At 64.1% G+C, this 25886-nt stretch carries 26 protein-coding genes; 10 read left to right on the top strand and 16 right to left on the bottom strand.

Annotated features, from left to right (window positions below; genetic code table 11):
- On the top strand, positions 1-416 hold a 416-nt coding region (locus ACODSD_RS23440; RefSeq protein WP_488878466.1), incomplete at its 5' end, for a BON domain-containing protein.
- 157 nt (positions 417-573) lie between these two features.
- Here ACODSD_RS23440 and ACODSD_RS23435 read toward each other — a convergent pair.
- The 5 genes from ACODSD_RS23435 to amgK all read right to left on the bottom strand — a co-directional run bounded on the left by ACODSD_RS23435 (position 574) and on the right by amgK (position 4417).
- Positions 574-1383, bottom strand: a complete 810-nt coding sequence (locus ACODSD_RS23435) for a substrate-binding periplasmic protein (RefSeq protein ID WP_488878465.1) — start codon at positions 1381-1383, stop codon at positions 574-576.
- A 104-nt stretch (positions 1384-1487) separates the two neighbouring features.
- The gene (gene ruvA / locus ACODSD_RS23430; RefSeq protein WP_107797902.1) at positions 1488-2081 is read right to left on the bottom strand and encodes a Holliday junction branch migration protein RuvA; all 594 of its coding nucleotides are present in this window, start codon (positions 2079-2081) and stop codon (positions 1488-1490) included.
- 38 nt (positions 2082-2119) lie between these two features.
- Complete coding sequence (gene ruvC / locus ACODSD_RS23425) at positions 2120-2671, bottom strand: crossover junction endodeoxyribonuclease RuvC (protein ID WP_227106553.1); 552 nt, start codon at positions 2669-2671, stop codon at positions 2120-2122.
- 4 nt (positions 2672-2675) lie between these two features.
- Positions 2676-3383, bottom strand: a complete 708-nt coding sequence (murU, locus tag ACODSD_RS23420) for an N-acetylmuramate alpha-1-phosphate uridylyltransferase MurU (RefSeq protein ID WP_227106551.1) — start codon at positions 3381-3383, stop codon at positions 2676-2678.
- A gap of 2 nt (positions 3384-3385) precedes the next feature.
- Positions 3386-4417, bottom strand: a complete 1032-nt coding sequence (gene amgK, locus ACODSD_RS23415) for an N-acetylmuramate/N-acetylglucosamine kinase AmgK (RefSeq protein WP_488878464.1) — start codon at positions 4415-4417, stop codon at positions 3386-3388.
- 74 nt (positions 4418-4491) lie between these two features.
- Between amgK and ACODSD_RS23410 the strand changes: the two genes are divergently transcribed.
- Genes ACODSD_RS23410 through pdxA form a run of 3 tightly spaced genes read left to right on the top strand, consistent with a single transcriptional unit; the run spans position 4492 to position 9046 of the window.
- Positions 4492-6765 (top strand): LPS-assembly protein LptD, encoded by a 2274-nt coding sequence (locus ACODSD_RS23410; protein WP_488878463.1) that lies wholly within the window; start codon positions 4492-4494, stop codon positions 6763-6765.
- A gap of 9 nt (positions 6766-6774) precedes the next feature.
- A complete protein-coding gene (locus ACODSD_RS23405; RefSeq protein WP_253313484.1) occupies positions 6775-8064 on the top strand; it encodes a peptidylprolyl isomerase in 1290 nt (429 codons plus the stop codon).
- Position 8065: 1 nt separating this feature from the next.
- A complete protein-coding gene (gene pdxA, locus ACODSD_RS23400; RefSeq protein WP_488878462.1) occupies positions 8066-9046 on the top strand; it encodes a 4-hydroxythreonine-4-phosphate dehydrogenase PdxA in 981 nt (326 codons plus the stop codon).
- A gap of 1 nt (position 9047) precedes the next feature.
- On the opposite strand, the gene ACODSD_RS23395 is transcribed toward pdxA, so the two are convergent.
- Genes ACODSD_RS23395 through ACODSD_RS23385 form a run of 3 tightly spaced genes read right to left on the bottom strand, consistent with a single transcriptional unit; the run spans position 9048 to position 10997 of the window.
- A complete protein-coding gene (locus ACODSD_RS23395; RefSeq protein ID WP_227106546.1) occupies positions 9048-9554 on the bottom strand; it encodes a TPM domain-containing protein in 507 nt (168 codons plus the stop codon).
- Positions 9554-10393 carry a TPM domain-containing protein gene (locus ACODSD_RS23390; RefSeq protein ID WP_488878461.1) on the bottom strand — a complete coding sequence of 280 codons (840 nt, stop codon included), beginning with the start codon at positions 10391-10393 and terminating at the stop codon, positions 9554-9556. The genes ACODSD_RS23395 and ACODSD_RS23390 overlap by 1 nt, the downstream gene beginning before the upstream one ends.
- A 1-nt stretch (position 10394) precedes the next feature.
- Entirely contained in the window at positions 10395-10997 is a 603-nt protein-coding gene (locus ACODSD_RS23385) for a LemA family protein (protein ID WP_488878467.1), read from the bottom strand.
- Between the two features lie 317 nt (positions 10998-11314).
- On the opposite strand from ACODSD_RS23385, the gene ACODSD_RS23380 reads away from it, so the two are divergent.
- Complete coding sequence (locus ACODSD_RS23380; protein WP_488878460.1) at positions 11315-15166, top strand: DUF3683 domain-containing protein; 3852 nt, start codon at positions 11315-11317, stop codon at positions 15164-15166.
- 158 nt (positions 15167-15324) lie between these two features.
- On the top strand, positions 15325-15873 hold the full coding sequence (locus ACODSD_RS23375; protein ID WP_488878459.1) for a cysteine hydrolase family protein: 549 nt from the start codon (positions 15325-15327) through the stop codon (positions 15871-15873).
- Positions 15874-15921: 48 nt separating this feature from the next.
- On the opposite strand, the gene ACODSD_RS23370 is transcribed toward ACODSD_RS23375, so the two are convergent.
- The 3 genes from ACODSD_RS23370 to paeA form a co-directional block, all read right to left on the bottom strand.
- Complete coding sequence (locus tag ACODSD_RS23370) at positions 15922-17532, bottom strand: glycosyl hydrolase family 18 protein (protein WP_319792915.1); 1611 nt, start codon at positions 17530-17532, stop codon at positions 15922-15924.
- Between the two features lie 527 nt (positions 17533-18059).
- Complete coding sequence (locus tag ACODSD_RS23365) at positions 18060-18317, bottom strand: acid-shock protein (RefSeq protein ID WP_107797890.1); 258 nt, start codon at positions 18315-18317, stop codon at positions 18060-18062.
- 174 nt (positions 18318-18491) lie between these two features.
- The gene (paeA, locus tag ACODSD_RS23360; RefSeq protein ID WP_227106541.1) at positions 18492-19790 is read right to left on the bottom strand and encodes a polyamine export protein PaeA; all 1299 of its coding nucleotides are present in this window, start codon (positions 19788-19790) and stop codon (positions 18492-18494) included.
- A 178-nt stretch (positions 19791-19968) separates the two neighbouring features.
- Here paeA and ACODSD_RS23355 point away from each other — a divergent pair, with 178 nt between their 5' ends.
- Positions 19969-20634: an HIT family protein gene (locus ACODSD_RS23355; RefSeq protein ID WP_488878458.1), complete on the top strand. Its 666-nt coding sequence runs from the start codon at positions 19969-19971 to the stop codon at positions 20632-20634.
- Between the two features lie 40 nt (positions 20635-20674).
- Positions 20675-21511, top strand: a complete 837-nt coding sequence (locus ACODSD_RS23350; protein WP_488878457.1) for a sulfurtransferase — start codon at positions 20675-20677, stop codon at positions 21509-21511.
- 2 nt (positions 21512-21513) lie between these two features.
- Here the strand turns inward: ACODSD_RS23350 and ACODSD_RS23345 are convergent, their stop codons facing one another.
- Both ACODSD_RS23345 and ACODSD_RS23340 read right to left on the bottom strand, forming a co-directional pair.
- Entirely contained in the window at positions 21514-22107 is a 594-nt protein-coding gene (locus ACODSD_RS23345; RefSeq protein WP_488878456.1) for an RBBP9/YdeN family alpha/beta hydrolase, read from the bottom strand.
- Positions 22107-22883, bottom strand: a complete 777-nt coding sequence (locus ACODSD_RS23340; RefSeq protein ID WP_488878455.1) for an exodeoxyribonuclease III — start codon at positions 22881-22883, stop codon at positions 22107-22109. Before ACODSD_RS23340 ends, ACODSD_RS23345 begins: the two co-directional genes overlap by 1 nt.
- Before the next feature lie 74 nt (positions 22884-22957).
- Here ACODSD_RS23340 and pyrE point away from each other — a divergent pair, with 74 nt between their 5' ends.
- Entirely contained in the window at positions 22958-23602 is a 645-nt protein-coding gene (pyrE, locus tag ACODSD_RS23335; RefSeq protein ID WP_488878454.1) for an orotate phosphoribosyltransferase, read from the top strand.
- Positions 23602-24195, top strand: a complete 594-nt coding sequence (locus tag ACODSD_RS23330) for a DUF4124 domain-containing protein (RefSeq protein ID WP_227106533.1) — start codon at positions 23602-23604, stop codon at positions 24193-24195. Before pyrE ends, ACODSD_RS23330 begins: the two co-directional genes overlap by 1 nt.
- On the opposite strand, the gene ACODSD_RS23325 is transcribed toward ACODSD_RS23330, so the two are convergent.
- Genes ACODSD_RS23325 through ACODSD_RS23315 form a run of 3 tightly spaced genes read right to left on the bottom strand, consistent with a single transcriptional unit; the run spans position 24196 to position 25585 of the window.
- Positions 24196-24525, bottom strand: a complete 330-nt coding sequence (locus ACODSD_RS23325) for a hypothetical protein (RefSeq protein ID WP_227106531.1) — start codon at positions 24523-24525, stop codon at positions 24196-24198.
- 35 nt (positions 24526-24560) lie between these two features.
- Positions 24561-25007 (bottom strand): YbaN family protein, encoded by a 447-nt coding sequence (locus tag ACODSD_RS23320; RefSeq protein ID WP_199225783.1) that lies wholly within the window; start codon positions 25005-25007, stop codon positions 24561-24563.
- Positions 25004-25585, bottom strand: a complete 582-nt coding sequence (locus tag ACODSD_RS23315; protein ID WP_488878453.1) for a biliverdin-producing heme oxygenase — start codon at positions 25583-25585, stop codon at positions 25004-25006. The genes ACODSD_RS23320 and ACODSD_RS23315 overlap by 4 nt, the downstream gene beginning before the upstream one ends.
- Positions 25586-25886: the final 301 nt, after the last annotated feature.

The raw sequence follows: 25886 nt of genomic DNA, 5'->3' as shown, positions 1-25886 counted from the left end.
GCGACGCCAGCGCCCCGGCTGAACAAGCTCAACGCGCCACCGCCGCCAAGGGCGACGCCAGCGCCCCGGCCGAACAAGCTCAACGCGCCACCGCCGCCAAGAGCGACGCCAGCGCCCCGGCCGAACAAGCTCAACGCGCCACCGCCGCCAAAGGCGACGCCAGCGCGGCTGAAGCCCTGATCGCCGAAGCCGCGCCGAGCGCCGCCGCCGGCCTGAATCAGGCGGTGCAGGAAGCCGTGACCAAAGCCGCAGCCCAGGTTGGCGCCAATATCCAGACCAGCGTGAAGGCGGGCGAAGTCACCCTGAGCGGCACCGCGCCCAGCGAAGAAGCGCTGCGCCGCGTAGCCGAAGAAGCCTCCCGCGTGCCGGGCGTGACCGCGGTTCGCACCAACGTCACCCTCAAAGCCGCAGGCTAAACCCCTCTAGTTCGTCGGCGCGCTGCCCGTCTGGCTCGCTTGCCCTAAGTACAGCAGCGCCGACCCTCGCTTTACCCGGAGTCGTCCCAAGGAACGCACGCAAGTGTGCCCGCCTCCATTCGCCGCCCTTCTGGGCGGCCTTTTTTATTCGCGGGCGCTATCGTTTTCCGCCGGCCCACACCGCTGCAGCGGCTTCGTCCCTGCTCATATAGCGGTTGATCAGACGCAGCATGGTGCCGTCGCGGTTCATGCCGTCAACCAACTGGCACCAGGCTCTGGCTTCGCTGTCGGGGAAAGCCCGCTTGGTCAACACCAGGCTGCGCGGGCTGGGCGCGTCGTCCTTCTCCCAGTCCGCCACTTTCACCCTGTCTTCCAAACCGTGTTGTCTGATTTTCTGCCGATACACCATGGGCGTGGAGAAAATGCCCGCAACGCGACGCTGGTCCAGCATGCGGAACAGGACATCCTCCTCCGCCACTTCCACCAAACGGCGCTGCACGCCCAATTGCAAGACCAAGGGATCGAAATAACGGCTGGTGCTGTAACTGCGCACGATGGCCCAGCGGCTGGACGGAGCATCCTGGATGAAGGACTCCATCGAGCGGATGGAGTCGGGCACGTCTATCGATAAAATCGCGTACTGACGCAGCTGGATGTAGTTGAAAAACCAATAGATTTTGCTACGTTCCGGGGTCTCGATCGCGGAACCGGTCATATCCAGCGAGCCGGCCTCCAGTTCCTGCCAGATGCGAGCCCGCGGCATCACCACGAACTCGAACTCGCAACCGCTGCGCCGCCGCAATTCCTCCGCCACGTCTCGATCCAAGCCGCGGCCGGCGCTGTAGAACTGGCCGATCTCGTAAAAAGCGAAACGGATCGGCCGCTGCGGACACGACACGCCGCCATGAGCGCCGCCGGCCCAGCAGGCCGCCAGCAACAGACATGCTCGCGCCAGTCCTGTTTTCACGGTGGGTACGCCTCCCGGCCATGCCGGATTCATCGCCATGCCCAGCGCACGGCACTCCCCACTATAGGCAAAGCGCCGCCGGCTTTAAGAGCCGGCTCGCGTTTTCAGAACTTCATCAGGCTCTTCAGGGCGAGACGCACGCCCTCGCTCACCGTCACCTCGGCCGGCAGACCCTTGGTGGCGGCCGCGGCCTCCTTCTCGTTGTAACCCAAGGCCAGCAGCGCGTTGACGATGTCGCCCTTCTCATCCGGCGTGGCGGCGAAAGCCAGGCCCCCCGGCGCGGTCAGCGTGCTGCCGGTGGCCAATTTGCCGCGCAGCTCCAGCACCAGGCGCTCGGCGGTCTTCTTGCCTATGCCCGGCACCGCGGACAAGCGCTTGATGTCTTCGCTGGCCACCGCCACCGCCAGTTCATCGGTGGTCATGCCGGACAGGATGGCCAGGGCGATCTTGGCGCCGATGCCGGTCACCTTGACCAGTTGCCGGAAGGTCTGGCGATCCTCCTTGCTGGCGAAGCCGAACAGCAGATGGGCGTCTTCCCGCACCACCAGATGGGTGAACAGCGTGGTTTTCTGACCCAAGGCCGGCAATTGATAAAAAGTGGTCATCGGCACATCGACTTCATAGCCGACCCCGTTGACGTCCAGCACCACTTGCGGGGGCAGTTTTTCGATGAGATTGCCGCTCAGGCGTCCAATCATGTTCCGGTTCTTTCTTCAAGCGATTACAGGCGCGTCGGCTAGACCAGCCGGCCGCCGCGAATTTTCAGGCCGCTCTGCGCCAGCTGGCCCAAGGCGCCGGCGCTGAGATTGGCGTGCGCCAAGGCCACCGCCAGCGCGTCGGCGGCGTCGGCCTGGGGCGTGCCGGACAAATTAAGCATCCGCACCACCATGTGCTGCACCTGCTCCTTGGCGGCCTTGCCGTGACCGGCGACGGACTGCTTGACCTGCAGCGCGGTGTATTCCGCCACCGGCAGGTCCCGCAACACCAGCGCGCTGATGCAGGCGCCGCGCGCCTGACCCAGCATCAGCGTGGCCGCCGGATTGACGTTGACGAACACTTGCTCGATCGCCGCCGCCTGTGGTTGGTAGGTATCGATCACGCCGAACAGGCCGTCGACGATCACGCGGATGCGATCGCTCAAAGGCGCGCCCGGCGGCGTGCGGATGCAGCCGGAGGCCACGTAATGGCGTTGCTGGCCGACCAGATCGATCACCCCGAAGCCGGTGATGCGGCTGCCGGGGTCGATGCCGAGGATGCGGCGCGCGCCGGGAAGAAGCTGAGCCGACATCGCCTCAGCCCGGGACGGCGCGCAATTGCGCATCCAACTGCCGCAATTGCTGCGGCGTGCCCACATTGTGCCAGACGCCGTTGAAATACTCGCCGCTGGCCCGTCCGGCCGCGATCGCGGCGTCGTAAAACGGACGCATCGGCGCGAAGCGGCCTGCGGAAAGGCCGGCGAACATGCGGGTATCGTAAAGGCCGATGCTGGAGAAGGTCAGCTTGCGCTCGCCGTCGGCGCGCAGGCCGCCGTCCGGCTCCAAGGCGAAATCCCCGCCCGCGTGGAAAACCGGATTGTCCGTCATCACCAGGTGCATGCCCGGTTCCTCAAGCCCCTCCAGCGCGTCCAGCCGCGGCAGCAGGCTTGCGTAGTCGTAATCGGTATAAATGTCCGCCGCCACGCACAGAAAAGCGCGCTCCCGTCCCGCCCGCAAGCTGGGCAAGGCCTTGGCGATGCCGCCTGCGGTTTCCAGGGGCTCGCCCTCGGCGGAATAGGCGATGCGCGCGCCAAAGCGGCCGCCGTCTCCCAGCACCTGTTCTATCTGCGCGCCAAGCCAGGCGTGATTGATCACGATGTCGGCGAAACCGGCCGCCACCAGGCGCTCGATCTGCCAGACGATCAGGGGCTTGCCGCCCACCTCCAGCAAGGGCTTGGGCGCATGGTCGGTCAGCGGCCGCATCCGCTCGCCGCGGCCGGCCGCCAGAATCATGGCTATCGGCATGCTCATCCCTTGTAGCTCAAGGCCGGGTAGGTCGATTGCAGCTCGTCATCGGTCTGGTCCTTGCCCACCAACTGCAGCAACAGCTGATAGAGCGGCGCCAGTTCCTGGTAACGGCGGGTGGTCCGTTTCAGATACTTGATGAAACGCGGAATCTCGGCGCGGTACTTGTCCTTGCCGTCGCGATGGAACAGACGCGCGAAGATGCCGGCCACTTTCAGGTGGCGCTGCACGCCCATCCATTCGAAATCGCGGTAGAAGACGTCGAATTCGGCCGGCACCGGCAGGCCGGCGGCGCGCGCCTTTTCCCAGTAGCGGATCGCGATATCGAGCACGAAGGGCTCGTCCCACTCGATGAAGGCATCGCGCAGCAGGCTGACGATGTCGTAGCTGACCGGGCCGTACACCGCATCCTGGAAATCCAACACCCCGGGCTTGCCCGGCGTCAGCATCAGGTTGCGCACGATGAAATCCCTGTGCACGAACACCTTGGACTGGGCCAGCAACACCGGCAGCAAGGCCTTGACCCCGACGTCCCACAGCTGGCGTTGCGCGAAATCCAGCGGCCGGCCCAACTCCTTGGCACAGAACCACTCCGGAAACAGGTTCAACTCTCGCGTCAGCAGCGCTTCGTCGTATTCCGGCAACACTCCCGGCAGACTGGCGGACTGGATCTCCACCAGGGTGTCCAGCGCCTCCAGCAATAGATGGCGCCGCACCTGTTCGCGCCCATCATGCTCCAAGGCGGCCAGATAGGTGACCCGGCCCAGGTCCTCCAGCAGCAGCAGACCCTGCTCTCTATCCCGCGCCAGCAGCTTGGGAACATTGACCATGGCGAAAACGTCGCGCACTTGCACATAGGCGTCGGTGCTCATTTTTTCCGGCGGCGCGTCCATCACGATGCAACTCGCGCCGTCCGGCCAGGTCGCACGGAAGTAGCGCCGGAAGTCGGCATCCGCGGCGGCGAATTCAAGCCCGATGTCCTGTCCCGGGTACAAATCCGCCAGCCATTTTTTGATGAGTTCCTGTCTATGCATGTCGCTTCGTCTTGGTGCTGATAGAATTGGCTGATTTTATACTGCCCCGCCGCCCCTTAGATATGGCTTTGTGCATGCCCAGAATCAAACCCAATCCGCTGGCCCTGGCGCTGGCGGCCGCGTTCTCACTACAGCCGGCGCTGGCGCTGGCCGATGAAGACGCCCCTATCGCCCTGCCCACCCCGCCCAAGGCCGAAGGCCAGACCCACGTCACCGCCGACGATATGGACGGCGAGATGAATGTGGAGCTGAAAGCCCGCGGCAATGTGGTGGTCACCCGCGACGACCAGAAACTGGAGTCCGACTGGCTGGACTATTACCAGAACAAGGACCGGGTCAAGGCCGGCGACCGCTTCAAGATGACGCGCGGCGTCGACGTGGTCACCGGCACCACGCTGGATTACAACGTCGCCAACTACAGCGGCACCGGCATGAACCCCGTGTTCGCCATGGGCAAGCCGGCGCCCGCCGCCAAGGGCGCGCCGGCCGCCACCCGTCCGATGAGCACGGTGCCGATGCGCGGCGACGGCCAGCAAGTGGATTTCCGCGGCCAGAACGAGTACCGGGTCTACAACAGCCGCATCAATAGCTGCGAACCCGGCGACGACTCCTGGTATCTGAACTCCTCGCTGCTGGACCTCGACTACAACAACGGCGTCGGCGTCGCCCGCAACGCGCGGCTGAACTTCTACGGCGTACCCATCCTGTACACCCCGTGGATGGACTTCCCGCTCAACGGCAACCGCAAGAGCGGTTTCCTGCCGCCCACCTTCAAGACCGGCAGCAACGGCTCCGAAATCGCGCTGCCCTATTACTGGAACATCGCGCCCAACTACGACGCGACCATCACCCCGCATTTCAACGATAAGCACGGCACCATGCTGGGCGCGGAATTCCGCTATCTGCAGCCCAATTACGCCGGCTCGATCTACACCGAGCAATTGCCCAAGGACAAGGTCACCGACAAGAACCGCTACGCCTGGTATGCGACCCATGGCCAGACGCTGGCGCCGGGCCTGACTTTCGGCTACAACGCCAACTACGTTTCGGACCCCAACTATTTCAAGGATTTCGGCGACCGTCTCAGCATCGCCACCAACGTCAACCTGGTGCGCGAGGCCTGGCTCAGCTACGGCTTCGGCTGGCAGGGCGGCTCGGCCAACGCCACCTTGCGCGCTCAGCGCTACCAGACCCTGCTGGAAAAACCCTCTGCAGACGACATCCCCTATGCGCGGCTGCCACAGCTGACTTTTAACGCCAGCCAGCAATTGCCGCAGGGCTTCAGCGCCAATCTACAAAGCGAGCTGGCCCGCTTCTCCCACCCGACGAAGCAAACCGGCAACCGCCTGGTCGCCTATCCCAGCCTGACGTGGAGCCTAGACAAGAGTTGGGGCTTTTTGCGTCCCAAGCTTGGCCTGCATCTGACCGAATACAATCTGGACGCGCTGCCCGGTCAGCAAGCCCGTTCGGTGTCGCGCAGCCTGCCCATCTTCAGCACTGACGCTGGTCTCTACTTCGACCGCGATACCCAGTTCCTGGGCCAGGATCATCTGCTGACGCTGGAACCGCGCCTGTTCTACGTCAATATCCCGACCCGCAATCAGAACAATCTACCCAACTTCGACACCTCGGAAAACGATTTCAATTTTGCGCAGTTGTTCACCGAAAACCGCTTCTCCGGCTCCGACCGCGTCAACGGCGCCAATCAGCTGACCACAGCGCTGACCAGCCGCCTGGTCAGCCAGGAAAACGGCCTGGAACGGATCCGGCTGACCGTGGGCAAGCGCTATTATTTCAATCAGGACGACATCTCCCTGGCCGGTGTGCCGCAACAACGCACCGTCAGCGGCTCCAATCTGCTGCTGGGCGCCAGCGGCGATTTGGCCCAGGGCTGGCGCTTGGACAGCTCCTATGAGTGGAACGAGGCGCTGAAAACTACCGAACGCTACAACACTCAGCTGCGCTACAATCCGGCCCCCGGCAAGGTGCTCAGCGCGCGCTATCGCTACGGCCGCTACGAGCAGCGGGACAACTCCACCTTGTACGGCCCCTTGCGCCAGGTCGACATCGGCGCTCAATGGCCTATCGCCAAGAAATGGTATGCGCTGGGCCGCTACAACTACTCGCTGGCCGACCGCAAGCCGCTGGAACAACTGGCCGGATTCGAGTACAACGACGGTTGCTGGTCGGCGCGCCTGGTCGGTCAGCGCTATGTCAGCGACCTGACCACCACCAAGAACGCCATATATTTCCAGCTGGAATTCAAGGGCCTTGGCGGCTTCGGCAACAATCCGCTCAACACGCTGAAGCTGGCGATTCCCGGCTATAGCAAGACTAACGATTTATAAGCGATGATCATGAAACAGACTCTGCTCGCCCTGCTGCTGGCCGGCGCCCTGCAAGGCGCCGTCGCCGCTCCCGCCGCCCCGGTCAAAGAAGTGGACCGCATCGTCGCGGTGGTCAACAAGAACGTGATCACCTGGCTGGATCTGCAATCCCGCGTCGACGAAGCCATCAAACAGCTGCAAGCGCAGAAAGTGACGCCACCGGCGCGCGCCGTGCTGGAAAAACAGATGCTGGAACAGATGATCACCGAGGAGGTTCAGCTGCAGTACGCCGCCAGCGGCGGCCTGCGCATCGACGACGCCGCGGTGGATCAGGCGGTGGCCAATCTGGCCAAGCAGAACAAGATGGACGTGGCCGGCCTGAAAGCCCAGCTGGCCAAGGAAGGCCTGGCCTTCGACAAACTGCGCGCCGAAGTGCGCAAGGAACTGACCATCGCGCGCCTGCGCGACAGCGAAGTCGCCGCCAAGGTCAACGTCAACGAGACCGAAGTCGATCAGGTACTGAAAAGCGCGCAGAGCGGCAACCGCGCCGAATACCACCTGGCCAGCATCCTGATCAACGTGCCGGAACGCGCCGACGCCAAGCAGATCGACGCGCTGTCGAAGAAGGCCGAGAAAGCGCTGACGGAGCTGGAGGCCGGCCAAGCCTTCGCCAAGGTATCGGCCAGCTACTCCGACGCTCCCAATGCGCTGAAAGGCGGCGACATGGGCTGGCGCAGCGCGGTGTCGCTGCCGGTTGAGTTCGTGCAGATGCTGGAACAGCTGAAAACCGGCCAGCACACCAATGTGATCCGCACCCAGCAAGGCTTCTTCATCTTCCAGTTGCAGGACAAACGCGACAGCGGCGCGCCGATGATGGTGGAGCAATACCATGTGCGCCACATTCTGATCCGCACCAACGAGGCGGTGTCGGCCAACGACGCCAAAACCCGCATCGAACAGGTGCGCGACCGCATCCAGCGCGGCGCCAAGTTCGCCGACATGGCCAAGCTCTACTCCGAAGACGGCAGCAACGCCAAGGGCGGCGATCTGGGCTGGGTCAATCTGGGCGATCTGGTGCCGGATTTTGAGAGCGCGATGACGCAACTGCCTATCGGCCAATTGTCGCCGGCGGTGCGCACGCCCTTCGGCTGGCATTTGATCCTGGTGGAAGGCAAGCGCAATCAAGACGTGTCCGGCGACCGCGAGCGGCTGGCGGTCAAACAACAGATCCGCTCCCGCAAGATCGAACAGGCGTACGCCGACTGGGTGCGCCAGCTGCGCGACTCCGCCTTCGTCGAAGAACGGCTGGACGAGAAGTAAGATGAGCCTCCCCGTATTGGCCGTCACCACCGGAGAACCGGCCGGCGTGGGGCCGGATCTGGCGCTGCGGCTGACGGAGGCCGGCGTCGGCGCGCGCTGCGTGCTGATCGGCGACAAGACCTTGCTGGCCGCGCGCGCGCGGCAGCTGGGCCTCTCGCTCGCGCTGCGCGATTACGCGCCGGACACGCCCGCGCCGGCGCAGGGGCTGGAAGTTTGCCATGTGCCGCTGGCGGTTCCGGCCGCTCCCGGCCGGCTGGACCCGGCCAACGCCGGCTATGTGCTGGCGACGCTGGACCGCGCCATCGACGGCTGCCTTAGCGGCGAGTTCGCCGCCATGGTGACCGCGCCGGTGCACAAGGGCGTCATCAACGACGGCGGCGTCGCCTTCTCCGGCCACACCGAATACCTGGCCGAACGCACGCACACGCCCAAGGTGGTGATGATGTTGGCCGGCGGCGGCATGCGCGTGGCGCTGGCCACCACCCATCTGCCGCTGCGGGACGTCGCCGACGCCATCACCGCGGACAGCCTGGAGCAGGTCATCCGCATCCTGCACGGGGATCTGCGCGCCAAGTTCGGCATCGCCGCGCCGCGCGTGCTGGTGGCGGGCCTGAATCCGCACGCGGGCGAAAGCGGCCATCTGGGGCGCGAGGAAATCGAGGTCATCGAACCGCTGCTGGCGCGGCTGCGCGGCGAGGGCATGGACCTGATCGGCCCCTTGCCGGCCGACACCCTGTTCAACCCCGACAAGCTGCGGCGCTGCGACGCGGTGCTGGCAATGTATCACGATCAAGGCTTGCCGGTGCTCAAGCACGCCAGCTTCGGCGCCGGCATCAACATCACCCTGGGCCTGCCCATCGTCCGTACCTCGGTCGACCACGGCACCGCGCTGGATCTGGCCGGCAGCGGTCAGGCCCACCCGGGCAGTCTGTTCGAGGCCGTGCAGCTGGCGGCGCAACTGGCCGCCTCCGCCGCGAACTGACTCAGCGGACGATCACCTCGTCCGGCAACTCGTTGACGCTGGGCCCGCCTCGGAGCGGCGCATGCTCGATCAACAAAGCGTGTATCCGCCACAAGCCGGCCTCCAGGCCGGCCACTCGCTTGCCTTCCGCCATCGCGCGTCCGACTTCGGCGCAAATCTCCTCCCAGGCCCGCGACGGCACCCGCCGGTCTATGCCGCGATCGGCGACGATTTCAATGCGGCGCTCCGCCAGCAACACATACACCAGCACACCGGTGTTCTCCTCGGTGTCCCATACCCTCAGCAGGCCGAACCACTCCAGCGCCCGTTCTCGAGCGCTCATGCCGCGCCAGGCGTCGCGCCAATCCAGCGCCGACTCCACCACAAAGCGCAGCTGACCGGCGTGTTCGCGTTCCGAAGCCGCGATGCCTTGCTGCAAACGCGCCAGTTCCGCGGCGGGAAAACGCCGTCGCGCCAAATAGCCGGTGCTGGCCAGATGACGCAGCGCTCTATGCCATGATTTCCACATCACCAATCTCCCGAAGCGCCGCCGCCGCCAAATCCCCCGCCGCCGCCGGACCAGCCGCCTCCGCGGCCGCCGCTGCTTCCGCCGCGCCAACTCCCGCCGCCGCCGCCGCCGAACGACAAGCCGTGGGCGCCGATCACCAGGCACAGGAGCGCCGCCACCGCCCCGGCCAGCAAGGCGAACACGACGCCTGCGCCCAGCAGCAAGGCCGCGGCGACGCCCAGGCCGCCCATGATGAGGCTGCCGATCAAGCGTCCGAACAGGCGGCTGACGACGCCGGCGCCGAACAAGACCGCGAACGCCAGCGCCGGCCAACTGTCTTCCCAACCCTGCTGCTGAGTCCGCGTCGGCGGGGGCAGCTTTTCGCCGTCGATCAGACCTTCCAGCTGCGACGCCGCCGCTTGAATGCCCTGAAAGCGCAAACCCTGCTTGAACAGAGGCCTCAGCGTGTCCTGCAGAATGCGCTTGGCGTAGATGTCGGGAATCGCGCCCTCCAGGCCGCGGCCCACCAACAACTGGGTCTTGTGCTGATCCGCCACGATCAGCAGCAGCACGCCGTCGTCCACCCCCTTGCGCCCCAGCTTCCAGGCGTCCATCACCCGGGTGCCGTAGTCAAAAGGCGTTTCCGGCTCCACCGACGGCACGATCAAGACCGCCAGCTGACTGCCTTTGCGCTGATGAAAGCTCAGCAATTGCCGTTCCAATTGCCCGCGCTCGTCCGCCGATAAAAAACCGGCCAGATCCACCACCGGCGAACTGGGCGGCGGCACCGCCAGTTCCGCCCGCGCCAGCTGCGCGCACAGCAGCAACGCGATGCCCAAGCAACGCCATAGCGCCCTCATCTTATTTGCTCGCCTCCGGCTCGCCGAAGCTGACCTGCGGCGCGGTGGAAATGGTCTTCTCGTTCTCCACGGTGAAATTCGGCCGGGTCTTCAGGCTGAACATCATCGCGGTCAGATTATTGGGAAAGGTCCGCACCGTGCTGTTGTACGCCTGCACCGAATCGATATAACGCTTGCGCGCCAAGGCGATGCGGTTCTCGGTGCCCTCCAGCTGCGCCTGCAGATCGCGGAAGGATTGATCCGCCTTCAACTGCGGATAGTTTTCCGACACCACCAGCAAGCGGGACAAGGCCGAGCCCAGCTGATTCTGCGCAGCGGCGAAATCATTGAGCTTTTTCTCGTCCGTCGCCATCGACGCATCCATCTGGATGCTGCCCACCCGCGCCCGCGCGGCGGTGACTTGAGTCAGCACCTCTTTTTCATGCTTGGCGTAGCCTTGCACCGTCTTGACCAGATTGGGAATCAGATCCGCGCGCCGCTGGTATTGATTGATCACCTCGGACCAGGCCGCGTTGGCCGCCTCGTCCTGAGTCTGCATCGCGTTGTAACCGCAGCCGCTCAGCGACGCCGCCAATAACAAAGCCATCGCCCACTTCTTCCACATCATCCTGTTCTCCATTCCCGTCGTGGCCGCGCCATCCCGATCAGCGCAACGCGTTCGAGCTTCAGTTTACCCATAAAAAGCATAAAACCAGCAGTTTTCGCCCCGCCTATGGAATAGCGCGCACCATTCCCTCCCCTGCGCGGCCAGACCGGCAAGACCGGCGCGCTCTGCCCCCGGCCCACCTTGCCCAACAATATACAATTCGCGCCAATATCTTGAAGTAAAGAGGGAAATCCCTAGTGAATACGGGTTTTTCGCAACGCAACAATTGGGCTACACTGGTGGACGTTTTTCCAATAATGACAGCTGCACGGACAATGACCACCACCACCCAAGCCCGTGTGCGGGAGATCCCGTACAACTACACCTCGTATTCCGACCGCGAAATCTTCATCCGCCTGCTGGGCGCGCCGATGTGGAAGCTGCTGGAAGAACTGCGCGCCGAACGCAAGACCGGCCGCTCCGCCCGCATGCTGTTCGAGGTCTTGGGCGATATCTGGGTGGTGGACCGCAACCCCTATCTGGTCGACGACCTGCTGGACAATCCCAAGCGGCTGGCCGCCTTGGTGGACGCGATGCGCCACCGGCTGGCCGAAGTGGAAAAACGCCGCGAAGGCAACGACAAGGTGGGCAAGATGCTGACGGCGGCCCGCGCCGCCGTCGAGCGCTTCGCCGAGCAATTCGAGGATACCCGCGAACTGCGCGCCAAGATTCTGAAGAAGCTGTCCCGGCTCACCCGCCGCGACAATATCCAGTTCGACGGCCTGTCCCGCGTCGCCCACGTCACCGACGCCACCGACTGGCGCGTCGAATACCCCTTCGTGGTGCTCAGCCCGGACGGCGAGGCCGAAATCGCGCCGCTAGTGCGCGCCTGTATCGAGCTGGGCCTGACCATCATTCCGCGCGGCGGCGGCACCGGCTACACCGGCGGCGCGGTGCCGCTGGACCGCATGAGCGCGGTGATCAACACCGAGAAGCTGGACCGCCATCTCGGCGTCGAACAGGTGGAACTGCCCGGCCTGGACGGCCCCCGCGCCACCATACAATGCGGCGCCGGCGTGGTCACCGCCCGCGTCGCCGAGGCCGCGGCGGCGGCCGGCCTGGTGTTCGCCGTGGACCCCACCTCGGCCGAGGCCTCCTGTATCGGCGGCAATATCGCGATGAACGCCGGCGGCAAGAAGGCGGTGCTGTGGGGCACCACGCTGGACAACCTCGCCAGCTGGAAAATGGTGGATGCGGACGGCCAATGGCAGTTCATCGAACGCCTGGGCCACAACTACGGCAAGATCCACGACGTCGACGTCGCCCGCTTCCGCGTCAGCCAACTCAAGGACGATGGCCAGACCGTGGTGTCCAGCCGTCAGCTGGACATCCCCGGCAGCGCCTTCCGCAAAGTGGGCCTGGGCAAGGACGTCACCGACAAATTCCTGGCCGGCCTGCCCGGCGTGCAGAAGGAAGGCTGCGACGGCATCATCACCAGCGCCCGCTTCGTGCTGCACCGCATGCCCAAGCACATCCGCACCGTCTGTCTGGAATTCTTCGGCACCGTGGCCGAGGCCACGCCGGCCATCGTCGAAATCACCGACCTGTTCAAACCCGGCGGCGCCGGCCTCGCCGCCGGCGTGCAGCTGGCCGGCCTAGAACACCTGGACTGGCGCTATGTGCGCGCGGTGTCCTATGTGACCAAGGCCAAGAGCAAGGGCCGGCCCAAGATGGTGCTGATCGCCGATCTGGTGTCGGACCACGAGGACGCGGCGGCGGAAGCCGCCAGCCAGGTGGTGCGGCTGGCCAACGCGCGTCACGGCGAAGGCTTCATCGCCATCACCCCAGAAACGCGCAAGCGCTTCTGGCTGGACCGCAGCCGCACCGCCGCCATCGCCAAACACACCAACGCCTTCAAGATCAATGAAGACGTGGTGATCCCGCTGCCGCGGCTAGGCGATTACAGCGACGGCATCGAACGCATCAATATCGAACTGTCGATCCAGAACAAGCTGCGCCTGCTCGACACCCTGACCGAATATTTCCACGGCCGGCTGCCGGTGGACAAGCTGGACACCAATCTGCCGTCGGAAGAACTAATCGGCGACCGCCGCGCCTCGGCGCTGTCCCAGCTCGCCATCACCCGCGACCGCTGGCAATGGCTGTTGGAACACCTTGACCGACCCTTTCACGAATACCGCGAACGCTGGCCGCACGCGCCGCTGGAAGACGCCGCCGCCGCTCCGGACACCGTGTTCCACGCGCTGCGCGACCTGATCGTGCGCGTCAGCTGGAAGCGCGAGATGCAGGCCGAGCTGGAGCAGCTGTTCTCCGGCAACACCGACGGCCCCATCCTGGCCGCCATCCGCGCCATCCAGCAAAAAGTGCTGCGCAGCCGCGTCTTCGTCGCGCTGCACATGCACGCCGGCGACGGCAACGTTCACACCAACCTGCCGGTCAACTCCGACGATTACGAGATGCTGCAGACCGCGCACAAGGCGGTGGAGCGCATCATGGCGCTGGCGCGCGCGCTGGGCGGCGTGATCTCCGGCGAGCACGGCATCGGCATCACCAAGCTGGAATTCCTCAGCGAAGAAGAAATCGCCCCCTTCCGCGCCTACAAGCAGCAAGTGGACCCCAACGGCCACTTCAACCGCGGCAAGCTGCTGCCCGGCGCCGACCTGGCCATGGCCTATACGCCGTCCTTCTCCTTGCTGGGCGCGGAGTCGCTGATCCTGGAACAATCCGACATCGGCGCGATCAGCGACTCAATCAAGGACTGCCTGCGCTGCGGCAAGTGCAAGCCGGTGTGCTCCACCCATGTGCCGCGCGCCAATCTGCTGTACTCGCCGCGCAACAAGATCCTCGGCGTCGGCCTACTGACCGAGGCCTTCCTCTACGAAGAGCAGACCCGCCGCGGCGTCAGCCTCAAGCATTTCGAGGAATTGTCCGACGTCGCCGACCATTGCACGGTCTGCCACCGCTGCGTCAAACCCTGCCCGGTCAAGATCGACTTCGGCGATGTTTCGGTGGCGATGCGCAACTTCCTGCGCAAGACCGGCAACAAGAGCTTCAATCCCGGCACCGCGGTCGGCATGGCCTTTCTCACCGCCAAGGACCCGGCCACCATCAAGGCCTTGCGCACCGGCCTGGTCGGCGTCGCCTACAAGGCGCAGCGGCTGGGCAACGCGGTGGGCAAGCGCCTGGGACTGATAGGCTCCCAGACCCGGCAGCCGCCGGCCACCGTCGGCAAGGCCCCGGTCAAGGAGCAGGTGATCCACTTCATCAACAAGCCCATGCCCGGCGGCCTGCCCAAGAAAACCGCGCGCGCGCTGCTGGACGTGGAAGACGCCAGCATCGTGCCCATCATCCGCAACCCCAAGTTGTCGGAAGACGCGGAAGCGGTGTTCTACTTCCCCGGCTGCGGCTCGGAGCGCCTGTTCAGCCAGGTCGGCCTCGCCACCCAGGCCATGCTGTGGCATGTCGGCGCGCAGACCGTGCTGCCGCCCGGCTATCTGTGCTGCGGCTATCCGCAGACCAGCGCCGGCTATCAGGACAAGGGCGACGCCATCACCACCGAGAACCGGGTGCTGTTCCACCGCGTGGCCACCACGCTGAACTACCTGGACATCAAGACCGTGGTGGTCAGCTGCGGCACCTGCTACGACCAATTGTCGCAATACCGCTTCGAAGACATCTTCCCCGGCTGCCGCATCATCGACATCCATGAATACCTGATGGAGAAGGGCGTCAAGCTGGACGGCGTCGGCGGCCAGCAATACCTGTATCACGACCCCTGCCACACGCCGATGAAGGCCTATCAGCCGATGAAGGTGGTCAACGAGCTCTTGGGCGGCGGCGTGGCGCTGTCGGACCGCTGCTGCGGCGAATCCGGCACCTTCGCCGCCAGCCGGCCGGACATCGCCACCCAGGTGCGCTCGCGCAAGGAAGAGGAAATCAACAAGAACCTGCAGGCGCTGACCGGCGGCGCCAAGCCTGCCCAGCCGGTGAAGATCCTGACCTCCTGCCCGTCCTGCCTGCAAGGCTTGTCGCGCTACGGCCCGGACACCGGCACCGAGGCCGACTACATCGTGGTGGAAATCGCCAAGCATGTGCTGGGGCCGAACTGGTTGAAACAGTATGTGGACCAGGCACGCGATGGCGGCATCGAACGCGTGCTGCTGTAAGAACCTGTTTACGATCTGCTGCGCGTCGGCGGGATGGATAGAAATGGGCGTTGAAACCAAGCTCAGTGCTCATGTACCACCTGTACATTCCGCTTTTTCGCTCGTTTCCGCCTTAGCTCGCAAGATCGTAAACACGTTCTAAGGTTGGAGGACAATCCATGGGCAACACAGCGCTCATCGTCATCGACGTGCAATACGGTCAGATCGAAGGCCAGCCCCGCGCCGGCCGCGCCGACGCCGTGCTGGCCAATCTCAACCGCGCCATCGCGCTGGCGCGCCGCCAAGGCATGCCGGTGATTTTCATCCAGCACGACAGCGGTCCCGGCAGCGATCTGGCGCGCGACAGCGAGGCCTGGCAGCTACATCCGGCGCTGGCGCGGCAGGATGGCGACGCCGTGGTGCACAAACGCTTCAGCGACAGCTTCCAGCGCACCGCGCTGACCGAGCTGCTGCGCGGCGGCGATGTCGACGAGCTGTGGCTGGCCGGTTCCGCCACCGAGTTCTGCGTGGACAGCACGCTGCGCTCGGCGATGTCGCAGGAATACGCCGTCACCCTGATCGCCGACGCCCACACCTGCAAACCGCGGCCGCGGCTGAACGCGGAACAGGTGATCGATCACTTCAACTGGGTCTGGTCCAATCTGGACGAAACACCCAAGCCCCTACGCGTGCGCAACATCGCCGAACTGGAAAGCGGCGCGGCCTAAACAAAAACCGCCGGGCACGCCCGGCGGTTTTTCTTTGCGGCTTCCGTTTTACTTCAACGGCGATGCGGCCGAGGCCTTGGCGGCCGCCTTCTTCTTGGCCGCGGCGGCGTCCTGACGGACTTCGCTGGTGGTCTTCAGCAAAGTGCCCTGAGCGTCGTCGCCGTCCAAGGACCAGCTGAACACCCCGCCCAGCTGCTGTTGACGCACGTAATCCAGCTTGGTGCGGATGGTGGCGGGGTCGTCGTAGCTCCAGAACTCGTTGCCGTCGTAAGTCCACAGCTGCTTGCTGACCGGATGCACGAACTGCTTGGCGGAACGGCTCTTCAGCACCTTGTAGTCCTCGATGCCGGCTTCGTAAGTGCCTTTGCCCGCGCCGGTGGCCACCTGATACAGACCATCGGCCTTGGGTCCGGCGGCCACGCCGGCCCAGCCGCGGCCATAGAACGGGATGCCCACGTTCAGCTTGGCCTTGGGCACGCCGCCCTTGACCAGGGTCTGGATCGAGTCGTCGACGTTGTAGTAGACGCGGTCGCCGGTCACCGGAGCCGCCGGATCGCGGAACAGATTGGACTGGAAGTTGGTCGGCCCCTTGGCGTCCCAGCCGCCGTTGAAGTCGTAAGTCATCACATTGATCCAGTCCATATAGGCCGCGTACTTGGCCGGCTCGGTCTGGCGGATCTTGTCGACGCCGGAGCCAATCGCCGCGGTCAGGTAGTAGCGGCGCTTGTTCTGCGCGGTCAGCGCGTCCAGCTGGCTGCGGAACTCCGCCATCAGCAAGGTGAAGTTCTGCTTATCGTTGGGATCCACGCTATTGGTCGGCAGACCGCCGCCGCCCGGGTATTCCCAATCGATGTCGATGCCGTCGAACACGCCCTTGGCCGCGCCGGCGCCGCCGGCGTTCTCGCCCACCGGCAGATTGCCTTTCAGGTACAGATCGATGCAGGACGCGACCATGGTCTTGCGGCCGGCGTCGGTGGCGGCGAATTTGCCGAAATTCTTCGACCAGGTCCAGCCACCCAGCGAAATCAGCACTTTCAGCGAAGGATTGGCCAGCTTCAGCTTGCGCAGCTGATTGAAGTTGCCGCGCAGCGGATCGCTCCAGGCATCGGCCTTGCCGTCCACCGACTCATTGGCGCCGAAGGATTTCTGGTAATCGGCCCAAGCGTCGCCGCCGTCGCCGTTGCCGTTCTCTGCACGGGTCACCATGCCGCACTTGCCGTCGGCGTAGACGTTGCCGAAGGCGTAGTTCAGGAAGGTCAGCTTCTTGTCGCCGCCGGCGTCCACCAGATTGCGCAGCTTGTAATTACGGCCGTAAATGCTCCATTGCGCAAAATAAGAGCCGACATGACGGCCCACGGTCGGCGTCGGTTCCGGCGGCACGCCGGTGCCCGGTCCGGGGCCGGGATCGCCGCCGCCCGGCGTGCATTCGCCGGCAGGCCGCTCTTCCCACGGCCCCCATTGATCCGCGCCCGGCTGATTGTTCTGCGTCCACCACTTGGCGCGCCAGGTCTTGTTGGCGTACAAGGCGTAATCGCCGCCGTTATAGGTCTGCGCATTGCTCCACGCACTGCAGGCCGGCGCAGCGAACACCGCCGCGCTGCTCAACAACAAGCCAGCCCCCCCAAACAGCGCCGACAACGTCAACGAAAGTTTCGACATTCGGACCTCCTCAATTCTGTCAGTGATCACGGCAGCGTCATGCTGTCCCCGCTGCAGCACCGCAAGCCGGCGTTTTAGTTCGGACATGTGGTATTACAGTGGTATCAGATTCGAGCAATCACTCCACCGCTGCCAACCCAAATTTCACCAACCTGTCCTTAATAACAGTTAAAACAGGTCAAAAGGATTGTCTTACGCCGACAAGGGCGCAGCTGTGGCTCAAAAATGCGGAAAAGTTCAGGTTTACGCGAATTTAGGCGAATTTATCGCGCAAATAGCCAAGAAAAGGAGATAAACAGCGCACTTGGCGATGTCTATTTCTTCAGTGAGAAAGCCACTTAAGCACAGGAGAAATGCCTGTTGGCAATTTGAGACAAAACTTCACAGCAAAAGCATGGGCTTCACAAAACCATGCCACTACAAAACCATTACGTTTTCAATCGCAAGCCAAACGCATGCCGCAACCGGCCAGAAACGCAAAGAGGAGGCCTTGGCCTCCTCCCGATACCCTGCCTGTAGCCGCAGAATCAAGCCGCTTTTTTCACCTGCGCTTTTTTGTGGTGATGCTTCTTAACGTGCTTCTTGGCGGCCTGGGCTTTCTGCGCGGCCGGAGCGGAAGCCGCTTTCTTGGCGTGCTTCTTGTGATGGTGTTTCTTGGCGTGATGCTTCTTGGCGTGCGCCGGAGCGGCGGCCTTGGCGGCCGGGCCGGAGGCGTCGGCGGCGAAGGCGGCGGCGGAAGTCAGGCCGATTACGGAAGCCAGGATCAGTGCGGTGATCTTTTTCATGATGTTTCTCCAAGTCTGCGACTTATCGGTTGTCAGGGCACCGTCCTGGTGCGTCCTTGAATTCATCATATGCAAGCCGCCTCGCCGCAGTCTGTGAGGCCTGTGTTAAATCATGTAACCGATCGTACAAGGTCTCAGCGCCGCGCCTCTCCACGCGAGCAGAGTCAAACCTTCTCAGACCGGCGCCGGCTCCTTGGCCGCCACCCGCGTCACCAGGATCTGATCGATCTTGTGATTATCGATGTCCACCACTTCGAACTTGTAGCCCGCGTATTGCACGCAATCGGTGCGGCGCGGAATCTTGCGCAGCATATACATCATGAAGCCGGCCACGGTTTCGTAGTTCTGATCGTCCGGCAATTCGTCGATCTCCAACACCCGCAGCACATCTTCCACCGGGGTGATGCCGTCCACCAGCCAGGAATTCTCGTCGCGTTTGACAATTTGCTCCTCCTGTCCCTGGCCCACCAGATCGCCCATCACCGTGGACATCACGTCATTGAGCGTGATCAGGCCGACGACAAAAGCGTATTCGTTCAAGATCACCGCGAAATCCTCGCGCGTGCCCTTGAATTGATCCAGCGACTCCGACAAGGTCAAGGAGTCCGGAATCAGCAGCACCGTCTTCAACAAGCCGGGCTCCTTCAAGGAGATCGCGCGGCCGGCCAGCACCCGGCGCAGCAAATCCTTGGAATCGACGTAGCCGACCACATTGTCGATGCCGTTGTCGCAGACCAGGAACTTGGAATGCGGCTGCTCGGCCACCTTGGACTTGATGCTGTCCTCCGCTTCGTCCAGCGTGAAATAGATGATGCTCTCCCGCGGCGTCATCGACGACGGCACCAGCCGGCTTTCCAGCTCGAACACGTTCTCAATCACCTGATGTTCCTGCCGGTGCAGCACGCCGGCTTCCGCGCCGGCGTCCATCATCGCCGAGATGTCGTCGCTGGTGATCTCGTCGCGCGGGCTGGTCGGCATGCCCACCAGCCGCAGCAGCAGGCCGGACAATTCATTGAACAGCCACACCAGCGGCTTGAACAGCAACACCATGAACAGCATGGGCCGCACAATGCGCACCGCCACCGTCTCCGCGGCCACCATGCCCAGACGTTTGGGCGTCAAGTCGGCGAACAGGATGAACAGGCTGGTCACCAGCAGGAAGGACGAGAGAAAACCCAGGCTCTGAGCCAGATCCGGGGACAGAAAAAACCCCAATACGCGGGCGAAGAAGGGCGTGAACGCCGCCTCGCCGACAATGCCGCCCAGGATGGCCACCGCATTGACGCCTATCTGCACCACGGTGAAAAAATGTCCCGGATGCTCCTGCAAAGCCAGCACCTTGCCGGCATTGACGTTGCCCTCGTCCATCATCTGACGCAAGCGGATCTTGCGGGAAGCCGCCAGCGATATTTCCGACACCGAGAAAAAGGCGCTGGCCAGAATCAGCGCCAGAATAATCATCATATCCGTCATCAAGCTCTCCATTGTGCCCGCCGCTGCGCCTGAACACCGCACAGGCGACGGCATACGGCAGAAGGCATGATAAATAGTTCAAATCATAATTTCTGTAATGATAGCAGCGAACCGGGCTTTAGCCGAAGCCCGCGGCAACCGTTACAATAAGGTTTCCGCATTTCAAAAGGCCGCCATCATGGATTGTGAATTGTGCCAGGCACCGGTCGGGCAAGTATTGCACGAAGACGATCATCTCAAAGTCCTGCTGGTGGACGAGGAAGGCTACCCCGGTTTCTGCCGCGTGATCTGGAAGGCCCACGTCAAGGAAATGACGGACCTGTCCGCCTGCGACCGCCTGCACCTGCTGGACTGGGTCCACTACGTGGAAGCCGCGCTGCTGCACTGCATGCAAGCCGACAAGATCAACCTGGCCAGCCTCGGCAATATGGTGCCCCACCTACACTGGCACGTGATTCCCCGCTTCGCCGACGACGCTCATTTTCCCGCCCCGATCTGGGCCGCGGCCCGCCGCCAAAGCGCTCCGCGCGCCTGGCCGCAACTGGCGGAGCAGTTGCGCCGACAGCTCGCCGCCGCCCAGACTCATTGCTGGCTGGACTATCAAATCCAGGTGGACCAGGTTCCGGACGGGCTGGAAGGCGCCGATCTGGCCTGCTACCGCTTCTTCGCCGAATCCGGCCTGAGCTGGCCGGTCGACAGCGTGGACGCCGACGGCCGGCACTGGCTGGCCTTGCGCCGCTGCGGCCCGGACGGCACGGAACAAGTGGACAGCCTGCGCCTGGAGCCCGGCAGCTACCGGCTGCTGCCCTGCCCGCGTCCTTATCAGGCCGGACGGCTGCGCTAAGCGCCCGCCCTCGGCCATCCATCAAGTAAAGAGGAATGCCATGCACCAAACCTTGATCTCCGCGGAACAGCTGGCGGCTCTGCCGGCAGAACGCCTTGTGATTCTGGATTGCCGCTTCCGGCTGGAACAAGCGGATTATGGCTTGACCGCCTATGAGGCCGGCCACCTGCCGAACGCGCATTACCTGAACCTGGATTACCATCTTTCCGGCAGCAAGACCGGCGCCAACGGCCGCCATCCGCTGCCCGACGGCAGCCGCTTGGCGGTGGACCTCGGCGCGATCGGTATCACTCCGGACACCCAGGTGGTCGCCTACGACGACGCCGCCGGACAATACGCGGCCCGCGCTTGGTGGCTGCTGCGCTGGCTGGGACACTCCGCGGTTGCGGTGCTGGACGGCGGCGTCCAGGCCTGGACCCGGACCGGCCGCGCCCTCGACCAGCAAACGGCGGAACGCCGTCCCTGCCGTTTCTCGATCAAGCCCGCGCTGGAAGACACCGTCGACGCCGCCGCCGTGCTGAGCAATATCGAGCAGCCGGCCTTCACCGTGGTGGACGCCCGTTCCGCCGAGCGCTTCCGCGGCGAAGGCGAAACGCTGGATCCGGTGGGCGGCCATATTCCCGGCGCGGCCAACCGCTTCTTCATGCTCAACGTCGACGCCGACAACCGCTTCAAGCCGGCGGAACAGCTGCGCGCCGAATGGCAAGCGGCGCTCGGCGACCTCGATCCGGCGTCCATCGTTCATCAATGCGGCTCCGGCGTCACCGCCTGCCACAATCTGCTGGCGCTGCGCCACGCCGGCTTCGAAGGCAGCCGGCTCTACCCAGGCTCCTGGAGCGAATGGTGCAGCGACCCGGCGCGGCCGGTGGCGCGCTAGGCTCAGGCCAGCATCAGTTCCTGCAGCAAATCCTGGCCGAAGCGCCAATGCCCAAGGCGCGCGGCGCTGCCCAGGTGTCCATGCGCGCCGGCGTCCACCAAGGGACAGCCCCAGGCTTGCGCCATCGCCTCGGCCTCCGCCATGTCGCAGAACAAGTCGTCGCGGCTGGCCACCAGCAAAGCCGGCGCCGGCAAGCGCAGCGTCGGCGCGTTGAAGCCGGCGAAAGCGGGCAAGGGCGAATCCTCCGGCAGCTCGCCGCTGGCGCGCGCCCGCGCCTCGCTGATGGGCAAGGCCGGCGGCGCCACCAGCAGCAGCCCTTGCAGCCGCTTCTGTTCGCGCAAGGACAAGGTCCGCAGCCAGGCCGCAGCCGCATGGCAGCCCAGGCTGTGCGCCGCCAGCATCCAGCGGCCCGGCACCTGCTCCAGCGTGCGCCGGATGCCGTCCACCCAGGCCTCGCACTCCGGGTACAGCCAATCGTCCTGCTCCACCCGGCGCGCCAAGGGGTAGCAGCGCTCCCAACTGGTCTGCCAATGCTCAGCGCCGGAATTGCCCCAGCCCGGCACCGTGATCAAGGTGACGTCGTCCTCGTCCAACATCACAGGCTCCGTTCGTAATCGACGATCAGCGGCGCATGGTCGGAAAACTTCTCGTCCTTGTATACCGAGGCCTTGCGCGCCAGCTCCATCAACGACGGGGTCACGATGTGATAATCGATGCGCCAGCCCACGTCCTTGGCGTAAGCCTGGCCGCGGTTGCTCCACCAGGTGTAGCCCGGCGTGTCCGGGTACAGGCGGCGCCAGGCGTCGCACCAGCCCACGCGGCCCAGCAAGTCCGTCATCCAGGCGCGCTCTTCCGGCAGGAAACCGGAGTTCTTCAGATTGCCTTTCCAGTTCTTCAGATCGATCTCGTGGTGAGCGATGTTCCAGTCGCCGCAGATCACGATGTCGCGGCCGGCCGCGCGCAGCGTTTCCAGATGCGGCATGAACACGTCGAGAAAATCGAATTTCACTTGCTGGCGTTCATCGCTGCTGGAGCCCGACGGCAGATACAGCGAAATCACGCTGAGATTGCCGAAATCCAGTTGCAAGAATCGGCCTTCGGCGTCGATCCAGTCGACGCCCAACCCCTCCACCACCGCATCCGGTTGATGACGGGTATACAGGCCTACGCCGCTATAGCCCTTTTTTTCCGCGTAATGGAAATAGCCGGTCATCCCGTCCGGCTGGCGCATGCGCTCGGACAGGTCGCCGGCCTGGGCCTTTAGTTCCTGCACGCAGACGAAGTCGGCGTCTATGCCGGCCAACCAGTCGAAAAAGCCTTTTTTATCGGCGGAGCGGATGCCGTTCAGATTGGCGGAAACGATTCGAAGCAAAGGACTCTCCCGTGATATGCTTGCCGGCAATTTTTTCAGCCGTTCAAACAGTTAACAGTTAATAAGGAGTAATGATGAGCGATTTCCGTCAGGATTTTATTCGTTTTGCGCTCGACAAGCAGGTTTTGAAGTTTGGCGAGTTCATCACCAAGGCCGGCCGCAAGTCTCCCTACTTCTTCAACGCCGGCCTGTTCAACGACGGTCTGTCCACTTTGCACTTGTCGCGCTTCTACGCCAAGTCGATACTGGAAAGCGGCGTGCAATTCGACATGTTGTTCGGCCCGGCCTATAAAGGCATCATCCTGGCCGCCGGCGCCTGCATGGCGATGGCGGAACAAGGTCGCAACGTGCCCTTCGCCTACAACCGCAAGGAAGCCAAGGACCACGGCGAAGGCGGCACCCTGGTGGGTGCCCCGCTGCAAGGCAAGGTCCTGATCATCGACGATGTGATCTCCGCCGGCACCTCGGTGCGCGAATCGGTGCAGCTGATCCGCGCCGCCGGCGCCGAACCGGCCGGGGTGGCCATCGCGCTGGACCGCATGGAACGCGGCAGCGGCAAATTGTCGGCGGTGCAGGAAGTGGCCCAGCAACATGGCCTGCCGGTCATCGCCATCGCCACGCTGAAAGATTTGCTCGGCTTCCTGGAACACAGCCCGGAACTGGCGGCGCACCTGGACGCGGTGCGCGCCTACCGGGCGCAATACGGAGTCAACGACTGATGAAACCGCTTGCCGGACTCGCGCTGCTGATACTGGGAACCGCCGTCTGCGCCGGCGGCCTCTACAAGTGGGTGGACGAATCCGGCAAGGTGCATTACAGCGACTCCCCGCCGCTGCAAAGCCAGCAGCAGGGCGTCGCCGAGCTGTCCAAGCAGGGCGCCGTCACCAAACCGGCGGAAAGCCCCGCCGCCCGCCAGGCGCGCGAAGCCGCCGAGGCCGCTCAAAAACAACGCGACGCCCAGCAATTGGAAAACACCCGCCGCGACAACGCGCTGGTGGAAAGCTACGCCAACCTGCAGCAACTGCAGGCCGAGCGCGCCAAACAGCAGGCCGTGCTGCAAAGCGCGCTGGACGCGCTGCAACAGCGCTCTCGCGGCCTGACGCTGCAAATTCAAGGCATTCAGCAAGACATTGCGCAAAGCCGCCGCAACAAACAAGCCCCTCCGCAAAACAGTCAGCGCAATCTGAACGTGCTGCAGGCGGAGCAAGCCGAACTGGCCAGGCAAATCGCCGCCAAGCAGCAGGAGCTGGCCGCCTTCCGCCAAAAGACTCAGAACGACCTCAACCGCTACCGGCAATTACGCGGCGGCTAACTACTGCCCGCCGTCCTTGCGCTGCCACGCTTCGTTCAAGGCCTTGGTGGCCGCCTCGCTGGTCTGCGCCGCCGCGGCCTGAGCCGACTTGGCCGCCTCCAGTTCCGCCGTGGCGCCGCTCAAGCCCGCCTGAGCCTCGCTCAGTCGCTGCTCCGCCTTGAGCTTGTCGGACTCGGCCTGCGTCAAACGCGCGTCCGCCTTCTGCTGCGCGCCTCGCACTTGCTGGTAGTACATCTGCGCCGCCAGCAACTGTTCGTCCGCCGTCTGCGCCACAGCCAAGGCAGGCAAGGCCAGGGCGGCCAAGGCCGCGACGATTCCGTTTACCCTCATCACACAGCTCCCGTTTTCGGTGTCGATGCGCAAGCTTAACGCGGCGGCGGGGTTTTGGCTAAATCCGGCTGGGGCGCCGCGGCCGTCCCGGCCGGTTCGATCGCCTGCGAAGGCCGCGACAGCAAGTACAGCAAGACGCTCAATTCGATCGCCCCCACCAGCCACGGCACCCAGTGCGGAGGCCGCGCCAGCAATAAGGCGGCGAAACCCGCGCCCATGCCCATGGCGGCGAAGCACTTGGCCTTGACCGGCACCACGCGGTGCTCGCGCCAGCGGCGCAGGCCCGGCCCGTAACGTGGATGCGCGAGCAGCCGCTGCTCCAGCCGCGGAGAGGACTTGCTGAAGCAAGCCAAGGCCAAAATCAGAAAAATCGTGGTCGGCATCACCGGCAGCAAGGCGCCGATGACGCCCAAGGCCAGCATCGCCACGCCGGCGCACAGGTATAGCCAGCGCACCGCGGGGTGCCGCAAACGCTGACTCAAGCGTACACCTGGTCCAGATGGCTGTTCATGCAGGCGAAAGCGGCCACCGCGCCGGCGGTGACGCGTTGCTCGGCCGCCTCGTCCAGCTGCAGACCGTCCAGCGCCACGGTGAACGCGCGCCAGTGGCGGGCGCGGCCGTCCGGGTGGCCGGCCAGATGGCGGGCGCCGCAATGCTCGTCCAGGCCCAGTTTGCCGGCCAGCTTGTACAGAATGGCCGCGCCCAGCTTGGAGCCCTCCACCACGTAGAGCCAACCCATCGCGCTGGCCACGTCCAGCGTGCTGCTGATCGGCGCTTCGCGCAATTCCGGCAGCGGGCGGTCCAGATCACGCAGATCGGCGGCGATGCTGTCGTAACGGCGGCGCTCGGCCAGGTCCGGGAACAGGCGGGCCAGCTCGGGATTGTCGTACAGCGCGTCGGCGTCGCGCAGGAAGCGGTATTGCGCCAGCAGGAAGCGCGCATAGTTTTCACGGGTGGCGAACGGCTGATTCGCCATGATGCGCTGGTCCAGCGCGTCGTGGGTTTCGTGGGTGCGGGCCTTCAAGTCCTGAGTGCGGGTTTTCTCGACAACGGTAGTCATGCTCTGTGTTTCCTGTTTGATGCGATCCCGGCGCCTGCGCGCGGCGGCGCGGACGTCGGGAAGAGGCGAATAACTCGCCATTATAATGCGAATGATTCTTACAATCATTATCAAATTTACCACGACAAAGACATGTCCGCGAGAAAGACCCGGGAAAACCGGCAAACGCTAAAGCAGAGGGAAACAAGGGAAGCGAGAGAAAACAAAAAGGCCAGTTCTTGCGAACTGGCCTGATTGCTATATATTTGGTGGGTCGTGCGGGATTCGAACCTGCGACCAACGGATTAAAAGTCCGCTGCTC

Source organism: Chromobacterium sp. FG22 (assembly GCF_057809415.1).
The sequence above is the reverse complement of the archived record's forward strand: the minus strand, read 5'-3'. Positions and strand labels throughout refer to the sequence as shown.